Genomic DNA, 13969 nt, shown 5'->3' with positions numbered 1-13969 from the left:
CCGCCCGCGGAATGCGGCAAGGATTAGTCTGGGCGGATGAGACTCGGCCGGTCCCGCCGCACGTCCGGCGCCCGCGACGCCGCCCTCGACGCCGCCCTCTCCACCGCGGCTCCCGAGCGGCCCGTGCAGCCCGTGCAGCCCCGCCCGCTCGACCCCGATGCGGCGTTCGTCAGCACCGGGATGCGGATCGCCGGGGCCTGGGCGTGGCGCATCCTCGTGGTGGCCGGCGCCCTCGCCGTGATCGGCCTGCTCGTGATCGAGCTGCGGCTGATCGTCATCCCGCTGCTGCTGGCGATCGTCATCGCGGCGCTCCTGGTGCCGTTCGCGACGTTCCTCCAGCGCCACCACTGGCCCAAGTGGCTCGCGATCGTGGTGGCCGAGCTCGGCATCGTGGTCGTGATCGGCGGCCTGCTCTTCCTGGTCGTCACGCAGGTCTACTCCGGCTTCGACGACCTCAGCCGCCAGACGGTGGAGTCGTACGACGACCTCAAGACGTGGCTGCTCGAGGGGCCGCTGCACCTGACCGAGACCGACATCAACCAGTACGCGCAGCAGGCGCTCGCCGCCGTGCAGCAGGACTCGGGGATGCTCGTCAGCGGTGCGCTGAGCGTCGGCTCGACGGTCGGCCACGTGCTCACCGGCGTCCTGCTGACGCTGTTCTCCACCCTCTTCATCCTGATCGACGGCCCGAACATCTGGCGCTGGGTCGTGCGGCTCTTCCCGCACCGCGCCCGCGGCGCCGTCGACGGCGCCGGCCGCGCGGGCTGGGTCACGCTGACGAACTTCGTGAAGGTGCAGATCCTGGTCGCCTTCGTCGACGCGGTCGGCATCGGCCTCGGCTCGTTCTTCCTCGGCGTCCCGCTCGCGATCCCGATCGGCGTGCTCGTCTTCCTCGGCTCCTTCGTCCCGGTGATCGGCGCGGTCGTCACCGGCGCCCTCGCGGTCTTCATCGCCCTGGTCTACAACGGACCGGTCATCGCGCTCATCCTGCTGATCGTCGTCCTCGGCGTGCAGCAGCTCGAGGGCCACATCCTCCAGCCCCTCATCATGGGCTCCGCCGTCAAGGTGCACCCGCTCGCCGTCGTCCTCGCGGTCGCCGGCGGATCGATCGTCGCCGGCATCGCGGGCGCCTTCTTCGCGGTCCCCGTGGTCGCGACCCTCAACGTCATGGTCAACTACGTCGCGAGCGGAGCCTGGCGCTCGCCGACCCGAACCCCCGAGAGAGTTGCCGAAGAGCATGCAGACTAGCCGCGTCGTCGGACCGACCCTGAGCGAGTTCGAGGCGGCCCGAACCGTCCTCGCGCCCGTCATCGCGAACACCCCGATGGAGACGAGCAGCTTCCTCGCCGAGGTGCTCGGCTCGCCCGTGTTCCTCAAGTGCGAGAACCTGCAGCGCACCGGGTCCTACAAGATCCGCGGCGCCGTCTTCCGGCTCTCGCACCTCTCGGCGGAGGAGCGGGCGCGCGGAGTCGTCGCGGCCTCGGCCGGCAACCACGCGCAGGGCGTCGCCTTCGCGGCGCGCGAGCTCGGCATCAAGGCGACCATCTTCATGCCCATCGGCGTCGCGCTGCCCAAGCTCGCGGCGACCCGCGACTACGGGGCGGACGTCGTGCTCAGCGGGCACATCTTCAACGAGGCCCTCGCCGCGGCGGCCGAGTTCGCCGAGCGCACCGGCGCCGTCTTCGTGCCGCCGTACGACCACCCCGACGTCATCACGGGCCAGGGCACCATCGGCCTCGAGATCCTCGAGCAGGCGCCCGGCGTCGAGACGCTGGTCGTCCCGATCGGCGGCGGCGGACTCATCGCCGGCGTCGCCTCGGCCGCGAAGCAGAAGGCCGCGCAGGAGGGGCGGACGCTCCGCGTCATCGGAGTCCAGGCGGCGAACGCGGCGCCCTACCCGCTCTCGCTCGCGGCCGGCGAGCCGATCGCCATCACGATCTCGCCGACGATCGCCGACGGCATCGCGGTCGCGAAGCCCGGTCAGCTGAACTTCGAGATCATCCGCGAGGTCGTCGACGAGGTCGTCACCGTCGAGGACGACGACACCGCGCGGGCGCTGCTCGTGCTGCTCGAGCGCGCGAAGCTCGTCGTCGAGCCGGCCGGTGCGGTCGGCATCGCCGCCATCCTCACGGGCAAAATCCGGAACGCGGGCCGCACCGCGGTCATCCTCTCCGGCGGCAACATCGACCCGCTGATGATGGAGCGCGTGATCAGCCGCGGGCTCGCCGCCTCCGAGCGCTACCTCAAGATGAGCATCGGCCTGCCGGACCGGCCTGGCCAGCTCGCCCGGATCGCGGACCTCATCTCGGAGGCGAACGCCAACGTCGTCGAGGTGCTGCACACCCGGCACGGCCGCGGCCTGCAGATCAGCGAGGTCGAGCTCGAGATCAGCGTCGAGACCCGCGGCCCCGAGCACGCGGACCGCGTCCTCCAGGTCCTCCGCGACGCCGGCTACCAACCCCGCCTGTCACGCGGCTAGCCCTGCAGAAACGCGAGATGCCACTTGTGACGTCCCGACACGGCGTGTCGGGCGCACAAGTGGCATCTCGCGAAGGGGGGGACGGGACGGGGACGAGTCAGTGGCCGTTCCACGTTTCGACGTCGACGACCTTGACCGTGATGCTGCGGCCGTTGGGGGCCTCGAAGGTGGTCGAGTCGCCGACCTTCAGGCCCATGATGGCGCCGCCGAGGGGGCTCTGCGGGCTGTAGACGTCGAGGTCGCTCTCGCCCGCCATCTCGCGGTTGCCGAGGAGGAAGCGCGACTCGTCGCCGGCGATCTCGGCGGTGATGATCGTGCCCGCCTCGACCACTCCGTGGCTCTCGGGCGGCGTGCCGATCTCGGCCTCGCGCAGCAGGGCGGTGAGCTGGCGGATGCGCGCCTCGATCTTGCCCTGCTCGTCCTTCGCGGCGTGGTAGCCGCCGTTCTCCTTGAGGTCGCCCTCCTCGCGCGCGACCTCGATGCGCTTGGCGATCTCGAGGCGCCCGTTGGTGGACAGCTCGGTGTGCTCCGCCTGGAGGCGGTCGTACGACTCCTGGGTCATCCAGGTGACCTGAGGCTGGTCGGCCATGGTGGGCTCCTCACGTGACGGCCGCGCGCGACCGACGGTGCTGTCGGTCGCCTGCGCCCGTCGACCGGATCGACCGAGGACGTGCGGCGGGGGAAAAGACAAGGCCCCGACGGGTCCGTCAGGGCACCCCGACACCCTACGGGAGCCAGCAGGACGAGATCAAACCTGTCGTGGCGAGCTCCGTGGTGCGCACCGTCTCGGTGTAGGAGCGGAAGCGGTCGGTCGAGGCCGGGTACTCGACGACCCGCCAGCCGACGACGGCCGACTGCTCGTTGAGCGCCTGGACGGCGCAGGCGGCGTCGCGGCCGGTCGGCACGGTCAGGTCGAAGGAGACCTGGACCGTGCGGTCGTCGACGACGACGTGCGCGGTGTCCTGCACGTCGACACCGTCGCGGGCGCCGTCGAGGCCGGCCCAGATCACCCAGGCGGCGAAGACGGCGACGAACGCGACGGCCACGAGCGCGAAGAGGCGGCGGTCGCCGCGGCGGCTGCGCGGGGTGCGGCCGTAGCGGGAGGCGAGGGGCCCGGCGGCGCGGACGGCGTCCGGGTCGAGGGCGGGGTCGCTCGCGCGCTCGTCGCTCTCGGACGTTCGGGCGGCCACGGAACTCCCTGGGGTGAAGCGTCTACTCTGGAGGATGACGCGCCCCGGTGGAATCCGCGCGCGTCGACCCCATTAAACCCCGAGGAATCGAGCGATCGTGTCCCAGGCCGTCCAGGTCTCCGCTGATTCGGAGCCGCGCGCCGGCGCGCAGTCGCGCGTCGCCCCGGAGGCCCCGCGCCTCCTCGCCGTGCACGCCCACCCCGACGACGAGTCGAGCAAGGGCGCGGCGACCCTCGCCTCCTACGCCGACCGCGGCGCCGAGGTCATGGTCGTCTCCTGCACAGGGGGCGAGGCCGGCTCGATCCTGAACGAGGCCCTCGCCGCCCGCGCCCACGCGGAGCGCGACATGGCCGGGCTCCGCCGCTACGAGATGGCCGCGGCGCGGGACGCGCTCGGCGTCGAGCACACCTGGCTCGGCTTCGTCGACTCCGGGATGCCCGAGGACGGCGCGGTCGCCGCGGACTCCTTCGCCGGCCTGCCGCTGCACACCGCCGCGGCGCCGCTCGTGCGCCTCGTCCGCCGCTTCCGCCCGCACGTGATCATCAGCTACGACGAGAACGGCGGCTACCCGCACCCGGATCACATCCGCGCGCACCAGGTCGCTGTCGAGGCGTTCCGCGCCGCCGGCGAGGCCGACGAGTACCCCGGCACCGGAGCCGCCTGGTCGGTCTTGAAGCTCTACTACGACCGCGTCTTCAGCTCGCAGAAGCTGCGCGCGATCGCCGAGCACATCCGCTCGATCGACCCGGAGGACCCGCTGCTCGCCTCCTTCGAGGAGATGAAGCGCTGGAACGAGGAGACGCCCTACCTCGCCACCACGAAGGTCGACGTCTCGGGCTTCCACGACCGCCGCGACGCCGCCCTGCTCGCCCACGCGAGCCAGGTCGCTCCGGACAACAAGTTCTTCTTCCTGCCGCACTCCGCGATCGACGCCGCCTGGCCGACCGACGACTTCCAGCTCGTGCAGAGCCGCGTCGACGCGCCGACGCCGGAGACCGACCTCTTCGCCGGGATCGACGTCGCACTTCCGGGTGAGGCCGTCGTCCCCGCGGTCCCCGCCGCCGTCCGCGAGGAGCGGACCGCATGAGCACCGCGACCGTCCTCGAGGCCGCCCACCTGGCCCTGATCCGCGCCGCCGAGGCGACGCCGGTGCCGACGACCCCGCCGGAGTTCAACGAGGACACGGTGACGCCGGGCCTGTTCGGCTTCGTCACGATGTTCGTGATCGCGCTGGCCGCCGTCCTCCTGGCGCTCGACATGGTCCGCCGGGTGCGCCGGACGACCTACCGCGCCCAGGTCGGCGAGCAGCTCGACGCCGAGGAGCGCGAGCGCGCCGAGGGCTCCTCCGGGCGCTGACCCGGTCCACCGGTCCGCCGGTCCACCTGCCCGCCGGTCCGCCCGCGCCGGTGCGCGGCCGAGCCGCTCCGCGATCAGCCGACGTTGTAGGTCGGGTCCAGGCAGACGATGAGCGCCGCCGTCCAGTGGCAGAGGAACGCCACCGCGGTGAGCGCGTGGAAGATCTCGTGGAAGCCGAAGACCCCGGGCACCGGGTTCGGGCGCTTCAGTCCGTAGATCACGGCGCCGACGGTGTAGCAGAGGCCCCCGACGAGGACGAGCACCATCATCGCCGCGCTCGCCTCGAACAGCGGCCCCAGGTACATCACCGCGGCCCAGCCCAGCAGCAGGTACAGCGGCACGTAGAGCCAGCGCGGCGCGGAGATCCAGAACACCCGGAACCCGATCCCGAGCAGCGCGCCCGCCCAGACCAGCACGAGCAGCAGAGTGCCCTGCGACGGGGGCAGGGCCAGCACGGCCAGCGGCGTGTAGGTGCCGGCGATCAGCAGGAAGATGTTCGCGTGGTCGATCCGCTTGAGGACGATCTTGGTCCGCGGGGACCAATCGAAGCGGTGGTAGAGCGCGGAGTTGCCGAAGAGCAGCAGCGACGAGACGGCGAACACGGTCGCCGCCCACTTCGCGTGCGCCCCGTCCGCGAGCGAGACCAGGACGATCCCCGCGGCGATCGCGAGCGGGAACAGGCCCGCGTGGATCCAGCCGCGCCAGGTCGGCCGCGCCTCCGCCACCGGGCCGTGCTCGATCTCGTCCTCGAGCAGCGGGAGCGAGGGACCCGCGGCGTCGTCGTCCGTCAGCGCGCGCGCGTCCGGATCGGGCGTGGGGGAGGTCGGCCGGTGGCTCATACGCACGAGGATACGACCCGCCGCCGGAGGGCGACCGGGAGAGGCGGATCGGACGGGGGAGGGGCGGGGGTCCGGTGGTGTGGCGCGGATTCGACTACCGTGGCACCGTGCCGAAGTCGAGACTGCCCCTGGGGAGCGACCTGCTCTACGGCGTCTACAAGAAGCGCCTGCGCTCGAGTCTCGAGGGTGCCGCGCTGCCGAACCACGTCGCGATGATCATCGACGGCAACCGCCGGTGGGCGCGCCAGCGCGCGCTCGAGACGGCGGCGCACGGCCACCGGGCCGGCGCCGCGAAGGTGCACGAGTTCCTGCAGTGGTGCGACGAGCTCGGCGTCCGCCACGTCACGCTCTACCTGCTCTCCCAGGACAACCTGGTCGGCCGCGACAGCTCCGAGCTGACCGAGCTGATCGCGATCATCGCCGATCTCGCCGAGGAGGTCTCGCAGCAGCCGAAGTGGCGCGTGCAGCACGTCGGCTCCGACGACGGCCTGCCCGCCTCGCTGGTCTCGGCGCTCGACTGCGCGGAGGAGCGCACCGCGAGGAACACCGGTCTGCACGTCAACCTCGCGGTGGGCTACGGCGGCCGTCACGAGATCGCTCAGGCGGTCCGCAGCATCCTCGACGAGCACGGCAAGCGCGGCTCGTCGATCGAGGACGTCGCGGGGCTGCTCACCCCCGAGCTGATCGGCGAGCACCTCTACACCAGCGGCCAGCCCGATCCGGATCTCGTCATCCGCACCTCGGGGGAGCAGCGCCTCTCCGACTTCATGCTCTGGCAGAGCGCGCACAGCGAGTTCTACTTCATGGAGGCGCTCGGCCCGGACATCCGCGAGGTCGACTTCCTCCGGGCGCTGCGCGACTACGCCGGCCGGCACCGCCGCTTCGGCAGCTGAGCGGCCCCTTAAGAGGTCGTCCGCGGGATGTGCAGAGCCCACAGTTCACATAGCCGTTACACGCTCGTTCCGGCAAGAACCACACGATTGTCATTCGCGGGGTTAGGTTCGGATCATCAGGTGACGCACCTGGTCGAGTCGGCCACACAAGTACGGCTCGATGACCTGCCAGTGAAGGAACTGAGCGGTGCCGAGACGCACCACCGGCCGACTCGAATCCTCTGAAGTGAGTCGGGGGCTCCGGCCCCCGGAATGTGGAGAGTCGACGTGACAGTTCCCCAGGGTACGGATCCGCAGAACGGCACGCAGGGCGCGGTCCACCGCCGCGCGCAGCACGGCGCCTCGGATCGCACCGAGCAGCTCCAGCGCACCTACGTCCTCGACACCTCGGTGCTGCTGTCGGACCCCTCCTCGATGTTCCGCTTCGCGGAGCACGCCGTCGTCCTGCCGATCGTCGTGATCAGCGAGCTCGAGGGCAAGCGCAACGATCCCGAGATCGGCTACTTCGCCCGCCAGGCGCTCCGGCACCTGGACGAGCTGCGGGTCAAGCACGAGCGGCTCGACTTCCCGATCCGGGTCGGCCGGGGCGGGACGCTGCGCGTCGAGCTCAACCACTCCAACCTCTCGATCCTCCCGAGCGGGCTTCAGCTGGGCGACAACGACTCCCGGATCCTCGCCGTGGCGATGAATCTGCAGAGCGAGGGCGCGCTCGTGACGGTCGTGTCCAAGGACATGCCGATGCGCGTGAAGGCCGCCTCGATCGGCCTCGCCGCGGAGGAGTACCTCGCCGAGCTCGCCCCCGAGTCGGGCTGGACCGGCATGGACGACGTCACCCTGCAGGGAGACCAGATGAGCGAGCTGTACGACCGCGAGCGGCTCTTCACCGACGAGGTCGCCGACATCCCGATCAACACCGGGCTCGTCGTGCACTCGGACCGCGGCTCCGCTCTGGCCCGGGTGACGGGCAAGCGCCAGATCGCGCTGGTGCGCGGCGACAAGGACGTCTTCGGGCTGCACGGCCGCTCGGCCGAGCAGCGGCTCGCGATCGATCTGCTGCTCGACCAGGAGGTGGGCATCGTCTCGCTCGGCGGCCGGGCCGGCACCGGCAAGTCGGCGCTCGCGCTGTGCGCCGGGCTCGAGGCCGTGCTGGAGAAGCGCCAGCACAAGAAGATCATGGTGTTCCGGCCGCTCTACGCGGTCGGCGGCCAGGACCTCGGCTTCCTGCCGGGCGACGCCGCGGAGAAGATGAACCCCTGGGCGCAGGCGGTCTTCGACACCCTCGGCGCGCTGGTCTCGCAGAACGTGCTCGACGAGGTCATCGAGCGGGGCATGCTCGAGGTCCTGCCGCTGACCCACATCCGCGGCCGCTCGCTGCACGACGCGTTCGTGATCGTGGACGAGGCGCAGTCGCTCGAGCGCAACGTGCTGCTGACGGTGCTGTCCCGCGTCGGCCAGAACTCGCGGGTGGTGCTGACCCATGACGTGGCGCAGCGCGACAACCTGCGGGTCGGCCGCTACGACGGCGTCGCCTCCGTGATCGAGACGCTCAAGGGGCACCCGCTGTTCGCGCACGTGACGCTGACGCGCTCCGAGCGCTCGGCCATCGCGGCGCTGGTGACGGAGATGCTGGAGTCGAACGAGTCGGCGTGAGCGTGCTCGGCTGATCGGCGGCGGCTGAGACCGCTCGGCTGACCATCGGCTCCGCCCGGCCTCCGGCTCGCGGATCGCCCTCCGGCTCGTGGGATCCCTCGCTTCCCACGAGCCGGAGGTGCTTCCGCGAGCCGGAGGTGGTCCGGAGCCGCGGCGCGTAGCGTGGACCGGGTGAGCATCCTCGACGACGCGCTCCTCGAGCGCTTCCGCCTCCGCGCGGCCGACTACGACGCGCGCAACGTCTTCTTCACCGAGGACCTCGAGGAGCTGAAGGCCGCGGGCTACCTGACGATGCTCGTGCCCCGGGAGCTCGGCGGGGGCGGGCTCGGGCTCGAGCAGGCGACGGCCGAGCACACCCGCCTCGCCACGGCGGCTCCGGCCACCGCGCTGGCGACCACGATGCACCTGGTCTGGACCGGGATCGCGCGGGCTCTGCGAGCCCGCGGCGACGCCTCGCTCGAGCACGTCCTCGTCGACGCGGTGGCCGGCCACGTCTTCGCCTTCGGCAACAGCGAGCCGGGCAACGACCTCGTGCTCTCCGATTCGCTCACCCGCGCCGAGCCGCTGCCGGGCGGCGGCTACCGGTTCACCGGCACCAAGATCTTCACCTCGCTCTCGCCGGCCTGGACACGGCTCGGCGTGTTCGGCCGCGACGACAGCGGGCCGGAGCCGCGCCTGGTGCACGGCTTCGTCGATCGCGCGACGCCGGACGCACCCGTGCCCGGGCTCACGGTGCACGACGACTGGGACACGCTCGGCATGCGGGCGACGCAGAGCCGCACGACGGTGCTCGACGGCGTCGAGGTGCCCGGGGAGCGGATGTTCCGCTCGCTGCCGGTGGGGCCGACCGCCGATGCGCTCGTCTTCGCGATCTTCGCCGACTTCGAGCTGCTGATCGCGTCGGTGTACCTCGGCGTCGCCCGGCGCGCGCTCGAGCTCGGCGTCGCGGCGGCGCGGAAGCGGACGTCGCTCCGGGCCGGCGGGCGGCCCCTCTCCGAGGATCCGGACATCCGCTGGCGGCTCGCCGACGCGGCGATCCTGCTCGACGGGCTGCGGGCGCCGCTCGCGAGCGCGGCGGCCGATGTGGACGGGCTGGTGGACCGCGGGGCGGACTGGTTCCCGTCGCTCGTCGGGGTGAAGATCCGCACGACGGAGGCGGCGCTGCGCATCGTCGAGAGCGCCGTCCGCGTCTCGGGCGGCTCGTCCTACTCGCGGACCTCCGAGCTCTCGCGGCTCTACCGCGACGTGCTCGCCGGGCTGTTCCACCCGTCGGACGACGAGTCCGCGCACGGGCTGTTCGCGAACGCGCTGCTCGGGCCGGTGCCGCCGCAGGAGTGACGGGGGCCGGGGTCGCCGGTGCCCGGCGGGGCTGTGGACAACTCCGGCGGGAGCGACGCGATCCGCTCTAGGGTCTGCGGATGCAGCGGATCCGGGACCTCGTGGCGGCGCTCGGCGGAGCGGCGGTGCTCGCACCGATCGCGCTGGCGCGGAGCGACCCGCGCGAGGCGGCGGTCGTCCTCGTCGTCGCTGCGGTGACGGTGCCGCTGGTCCTCGCGGACGTCCGCGAGCGGAGGCTGCCGAACGTGCTGACGGCGCCGCTCCTGCTGGCGGGACTTGCGTCGACGATCGGCGCCGTCGTCGCGGGGCGGATGCCGCAGGAGCTGCTCGCCGTGGCGGCGACCGCGCTCGCGCTGCTCGCGCTGCATCTCGCAGGCGGGCTCGGGCTCGGCGACGTGAAGCTCGGCACGGGGCTGGCGGTGCCGCTCGCGGCGGTCGATCCGGTGCTCGCGGTCGCGGGGCCGGCGCTCGCGTTCCTGCTCGCGGGGGCGTGGTGCCTGCCGTCGGCGCTGCGAGGCGGGGCCGCGCGGATCCCGTTCGGGCCGTTCCAGCTCGCGGCGTTCTGGCTCGTGCTGGCCGGGGCGTGACGGCACCCCGGGCCTCATCGACCGTGGGTCTCGATACGCCCCTGCGGGGCTACTCGACCAGCAAGCAAGGGGCCGCCTGCGAGAGGAGGCGCCCCGCTCCGCGCTCGCCGGCGCGGAGGGCGGGCGCGCTCCATGCTGATCGAGTACCCCGCGGAGCGGGCGTCTCGAGATCCACCCGCACGGTGGGCCGGCGCCCGATGCTGATGGTGATCCCACCACGCGAAAGGCGGGCGCCTTCCATCTTGATCGCGATGGCACCACGCGAAAGGCGGGCGCCCTCCATGCTGATCGAGTAGCCCGCGGAGCGGGTGTATCGAGATCCACCCCGATCGGAGCGGCGGTCTCGAGGCGCGCCGCCCCGCGCGAGCACTCAGCCCGGGTGGGTCATCGACATGACGTCGAGCGCGCTGTCCAGCTGCGCCTCCGTCACCTCGCCGCGCTCGACGAAGCCGAGGTCGATGACGGACTCGCGGACGGTGATGCCCTTCGCGACCGAGTTCTTCGCGACCTTGGCGGCGGCCTCGTAGCCGATCACCTTGTTCAGCGGGGTGACGATCGAGGGCGAGGACTCGGCGAGGGCCCGCGCGTGCTCGACGTTGGCCTCGAGGCCGTCGACGGTCTTGTCGGCGAGCAGCGTGGCCGACGCCGTGAGCAGGCGGATCGACTCGAGCAGCGCCGTGCCCATCACCGGGATCGCGACGTTGAGCTCGAACGCACCCGAGGCGCCGGCCCAGGCGATGGTCGCGTCGTTGCCGATGACGCGCGCGCAGACCATCAGGACGGCCTCCGGGATCACCGGGTTCACCTTGCCGGGCATGATCGACGAGCCGGGCTGGAGGTCCGGGATGCTGAGCTCGCCGAGACCCGTGTTCGGGCCGGAGCCCATCCAGCGCAGGTCGTTGTTGATCTTGGTGAGGCTGACCGCGAGCACCCGGAGCGCGCCGGACGCCTCGACGAGCGAGTCGCGGGCGCCCTGCGCCTCGAAGTGGTTGCGCGCCTCGGTGACGGGCAGGCCGGTCTCCTCCGCGAGGCGGGCGATGACCGCGGCCGGGAAGCCGGCGGGCGTGTTGATGCCGGTGCCGACGGCGGTGCCGCCGAGCGGGACCTCGGCGACGCGGGGGAGGGCGGAGTGCACGCGCTCGATGCCGAGGCGGATCTGCGCCGCGTAGCCGCCGAACTCCTGGCCGAGAGTGACGGGCGTCGCGTCCATCAGGTGGGTGCGGCCGGCCTTGACGACCTCGGCCCACAGCTCGGCCTTGGTCTCGAGCGCCTCGGCGAGGTGCTCGAGTGAGGGGACGAGGTCCTGGATCAGCGCACCGGTCACGGCGACGTGCACCGAGGTCGGGAAGACGTCGTTGGACGACTGCGAGGCGTTGACGTGGTCGTTCGGGTGCACCGGACGGCCGAGGGCGGTGGTGGCGAGGGTGGCGAGCACCTCGTTCATGTTCATGTTCGACGACGTGCCGGAGCCGGTCTGGTAGACGTCGATCGGGAAGTGCTCGCCGTAGCCGCCGCCGACGACCAGGTCGGCCGCGTCCGCGATGGAGCGGGCGATCTCGCCGTCGAGCACGCCGAGGTCGGCGTTGACGAGCGCCGCGGCCTTCTTGATCCGGGCGAGCGCCGCGATCTGGGCGGTCTCGAGGCCGGCTCCGGAGATCGGGAAGTTCTCGACCGCGCGCTGCGTCTGCGCGGCGTAGAGCGCGTCGCGCGGGACGCGCACCTCGCCCATCGTGTCGTGCTCGATGCGGAAGGCGTCGGTCGCGCCGGGGTCGGTCGGGGAGTTGTCCACCACGCTGTGATCGTCCTGTTCTGTTCGGTCCGTCGAGTCGACGGTTCGGTCTGGTCTGGTCTGGTTCGGTGTGCTCGCGCGCCCGCGGAGGGCTACGGGGCGTCCGGGACGACCGCGTCGGGGGTCGCGACGCTCTGGAGGGGGCTGGAGGTGCGCTCCTGCTCCGAGCGGTAGGGGCTCAGCTGCGGCGGGTCGATGCCGAGGACCACATCGGAGTCCACGGTGCCGTCGGCGAGGCGGTAGTTCGCGCCGACCACCGCGAGGTCGCCCGCGGCGACCGCGTCGGCGATCAGCGGGGAGCGCTGCAGCAGCTCGGCGACCGTGTCGCGGAGGTGCTCGCGCCCGACCGCCAGGGCGTCCGTCGTCGACGGGTCGACGAGGACGCGGCCGTCGGGCTGCGGGCCGACGATGCGGCGGACGGCGGGGATGATCGGCTCGATCAGGTGCTCGATGTGCGGCGGGAGGCGCTCGGCACCCGGTGCCTGCGACTGGATCGCGGCCTTGACCGCCCCGCACTCGTCGTGGCCGAGCACGAGGATCAGCTTCACGCCGAGCACCGCGACGGCGTACTCGAGGGAGCCGATGATCGAGTCGGCGATGACCTGGCCGGCGTTGCGGACGACGAAGAGGTCGCCGAGACCGAGGTCGAAGATGATCTCGGCGGCGAGGCGCGAATCGCTGCAGCCGAAGAGCGCGGCGAGCGGCTTCTGCTCCGCGGCGAGCTCGTTGCGGCGCTCCACGTCCTGGCGGGGGTGGCGCGGCTCACCGGCGACGAAGCGCTGATTGCCGCGCAGCATCTCCTTCCACACCCACGACGGCGGGCGCGATTCGCGCGCGACGGCGATGCTCTGCGGCACCTCGTGCTGGGGACTCGACGGATCGAAGCTCAACGGGACTCCTCCTGGCCGATCTGGGGGGTGATGGCGTCGACCACCTGGCGGATCTCGTCCGTCGGGGCCGTGCCGTAGACGAGGTAGGTGCTGCCACCGGCCGTCGTCTCGAGAGCGTAGGGGCTGTTGCCGCTGTCGTCGCCCGAGTCGCGGTGGTCGTAGACCGTCCACTCGCGGCCGTCGATCTCCTCGACGCCCGTGGCGGCGGCGCTGTCGAGCTGCCCGGCGACCCAGCGCTCATCGGCGTCGAAGCCCTGGCTGACGCCGATGTAGCCGTTCTTCGGCGTGATCAGGCCGACGTACCAGTACTCCACCCCGCCGTCCTCGCGCAGCTCCGCCGCGTTCGAGGACCAGGCGTCGGGCATGTCGGGCGCGGCGAGGGTCTCGCTCTCGCCGAGCTGGAACTGCGCGGCGACCGCCGGCACGTCGACCGGGTCGCGGACGGTGCCCTCGCCGCGCGGCACGATCAGGACGATGAGCGCGACGACGCCGACGGTCGCGAGCAGGGAGAAGACGAGGTTGTTGACGGTCTTGCGCTGGCGGTAGAGGCGCGAGTTCTCGGCCTTGCGCGCCGCGGTCTCGGCCGCGGTCTCGGGGCGGCCGAGCTCGGCGACGACCCGGGGCGGCTTCTCGCGGCTCATCCGGCGCTCGTTCCGCCGGAGCGCGCGGCGTCGAGCCGGGCGCGCGCGCCGATCAGCCACTCCTCGCAGCGGGCCGCCAGGGCCTCGCCGCGCTCCCAGAGGGCGAGCGAGCGCTCGAGGGTGGAGCTGCCCTGCTCGAGCTCGGAGACGACGCGGACGAGCTCGTCGCGCGCCTGCTCGTAGCTGAACTCGGAGACGTCGGAGTCGCTCGACTGCGCGGCGTCGCCCGACGGGGCGGGGTCGCTCGACCGCGCTGCGGGGGAGTCGGTGCGGGCGTCGGCCATGGGGGTGATCCTATCGATCGGGGCTGCGAGGAG

The 13969-nt window shown here is 72.3% G+C and carries 15 protein-coding genes; 8 read left to right on the top strand and 7 right to left on the bottom strand.

Annotated elements, in window-relative coordinates; all coding sequences use genetic code 11:
* Positions 1-36: 36 nt before the first annotated feature.
* Positions 37-1248, top strand: a complete 1212-nt coding sequence (locus HQQ82_RS04515; RefSeq protein WP_173231841.1) for an AI-2E family transporter — start codon at positions 37-39, stop codon at positions 1246-1248.
* Positions 1238-2479, top strand: a complete 1242-nt coding sequence (gene ilvA / locus HQQ82_RS04510) for a threonine ammonia-lyase (RefSeq protein WP_173231840.1) — start codon at positions 1238-1240, stop codon at positions 2477-2479. Before HQQ82_RS04515 ends, ilvA begins: the two co-directional genes overlap by 11 nt.
* 97 nt (positions 2480-2576) lie before the next feature.
* Here ilvA and greA read toward each other — a convergent pair whose 3' ends face one another.
* Together greA and HQQ82_RS19780 are read right to left on the bottom strand one after the other, a co-directional pair.
* Positions 2577-3068 (bottom strand): transcription elongation factor GreA, encoded by a 492-nt coding sequence (gene greA, locus HQQ82_RS04505; protein WP_159985483.1) that lies wholly within the window; start codon positions 3066-3068, stop codon positions 2577-2579.
* 136 nt (positions 3069-3204) lie between these two features.
* Entirely contained in the window at positions 3205-3669 is a 465-nt protein-coding gene (locus HQQ82_RS19780) for a DUF4307 domain-containing protein (RefSeq protein WP_173231839.1), read from the bottom strand.
* A 97-nt stretch (positions 3670-3766) separates the two neighbouring features.
* Here HQQ82_RS19780 and mca point away from each other — a divergent pair, with 97 nt between their 5' ends.
* Positions 3767-4756, top strand: coding sequence for a mycothiol conjugate amidase Mca (mca, locus tag HQQ82_RS04495; RefSeq protein WP_173231838.1), 990 nt, complete (start codon positions 3767-3769; stop codon positions 4754-4756).
* Positions 4753-5025 (top strand): hypothetical protein, encoded by a 273-nt coding sequence (locus HQQ82_RS04490; protein ID WP_173231837.1) that lies wholly within the window; start codon positions 4753-4755, stop codon positions 5023-5025. The genes mca and HQQ82_RS04490 overlap by 4 nt, the downstream gene beginning before the upstream one ends.
* A 74-nt stretch (positions 5026-5099) precedes the next feature.
* On the opposite strand, the gene HQQ82_RS04485 is transcribed toward HQQ82_RS04490, so the two are convergent.
* Positions 5100-5864 (bottom strand): hemolysin III family protein, encoded by a 765-nt coding sequence (locus HQQ82_RS04485; RefSeq protein ID WP_173231836.1) that lies wholly within the window; start codon positions 5862-5864, stop codon positions 5100-5102.
* Between the two features lie 107 nt (positions 5865-5971).
* On the opposite strand from HQQ82_RS04485, the gene HQQ82_RS04480 reads away from it, so the two are divergent.
* From HQQ82_RS04480 to HQQ82_RS04465, 4 genes are all read left to right on the top strand, one after another.
* Entirely contained in the window at positions 5972-6757 is a 786-nt protein-coding gene (locus HQQ82_RS04480) for an isoprenyl transferase (protein ID WP_367947810.1), read from the top strand.
* A gap of 267 nt (positions 6758-7024) precedes the next feature.
* Positions 7025-8407 (top strand): PhoH family protein, encoded by a 1383-nt coding sequence (locus tag HQQ82_RS04475; RefSeq protein WP_367947809.1) that lies wholly within the window; start codon positions 7025-7027, stop codon positions 8405-8407.
* A 162-nt stretch (positions 8408-8569) separates the two neighbouring features.
* The gene (locus HQQ82_RS04470) at positions 8570-9745 is read left to right on the top strand and encodes an acyl-CoA dehydrogenase family protein (protein ID WP_173231834.1); all 1176 of its coding nucleotides are present in this window, start codon (positions 8570-8572) and stop codon (positions 9743-9745) included.
* Positions 9746-9825: 80 nt separating this feature from the next.
* On the top strand, positions 9826-10332 hold the full coding sequence (locus HQQ82_RS04465) for a prepilin peptidase (RefSeq protein ID WP_173231833.1): 507 nt from the start codon (positions 9826-9828) through the stop codon (positions 10330-10332).
* 370 nt (positions 10333-10702) lie between these two features.
* Here the strand turns inward: HQQ82_RS04465 and HQQ82_RS04460 are convergent, their stop codons facing one another.
* The 4 genes from HQQ82_RS04460 to HQQ82_RS04445 all read right to left on the bottom strand — a co-directional run bounded on the left by HQQ82_RS04460 (position 10703) and on the right by HQQ82_RS04445 (position 13945).
* A complete protein-coding gene (locus HQQ82_RS04460; RefSeq protein ID WP_173231832.1) occupies positions 10703-12124 on the bottom strand; it encodes a class II fumarate hydratase in 1422 nt (473 codons plus the stop codon).
* A gap of 89 nt (positions 12125-12213) precedes the next feature.
* Entirely contained in the window at positions 12214-12918 is a 705-nt protein-coding gene (locus HQQ82_RS04455) for a carbonic anhydrase (RefSeq protein ID WP_173232327.1), read from the bottom strand.
* Between the two features lie 89 nt (positions 12919-13007).
* The gene (locus tag HQQ82_RS04450) at positions 13008-13652 is read right to left on the bottom strand and encodes a DUF4245 domain-containing protein (protein WP_173231831.1); all 645 of its coding nucleotides are present in this window, start codon (positions 13650-13652) and stop codon (positions 13008-13010) included.
* A complete protein-coding gene (locus HQQ82_RS04445; protein ID WP_367947854.1) occupies positions 13649-13945 on the bottom strand; it encodes an exodeoxyribonuclease VII small subunit in 297 nt (98 codons plus the stop codon). The genes HQQ82_RS04450 and HQQ82_RS04445 overlap by 4 nt, the downstream gene beginning before the upstream one ends.
* Between the last annotated feature and the right edge of the window lie 24 nt (positions 13946-13969).

It is taken from the genome of Rathayibacter sp. VKM Ac-2856 (assembly GCF_013205055.1).
Taxonomy (GTDB): Bacteria; Actinomycetota; Actinomycetes; order Actinomycetales; family Microbacteriaceae; genus Rathayibacter.
This window is presented reverse-complemented; position numbering and strand designations above follow the sequence as displayed.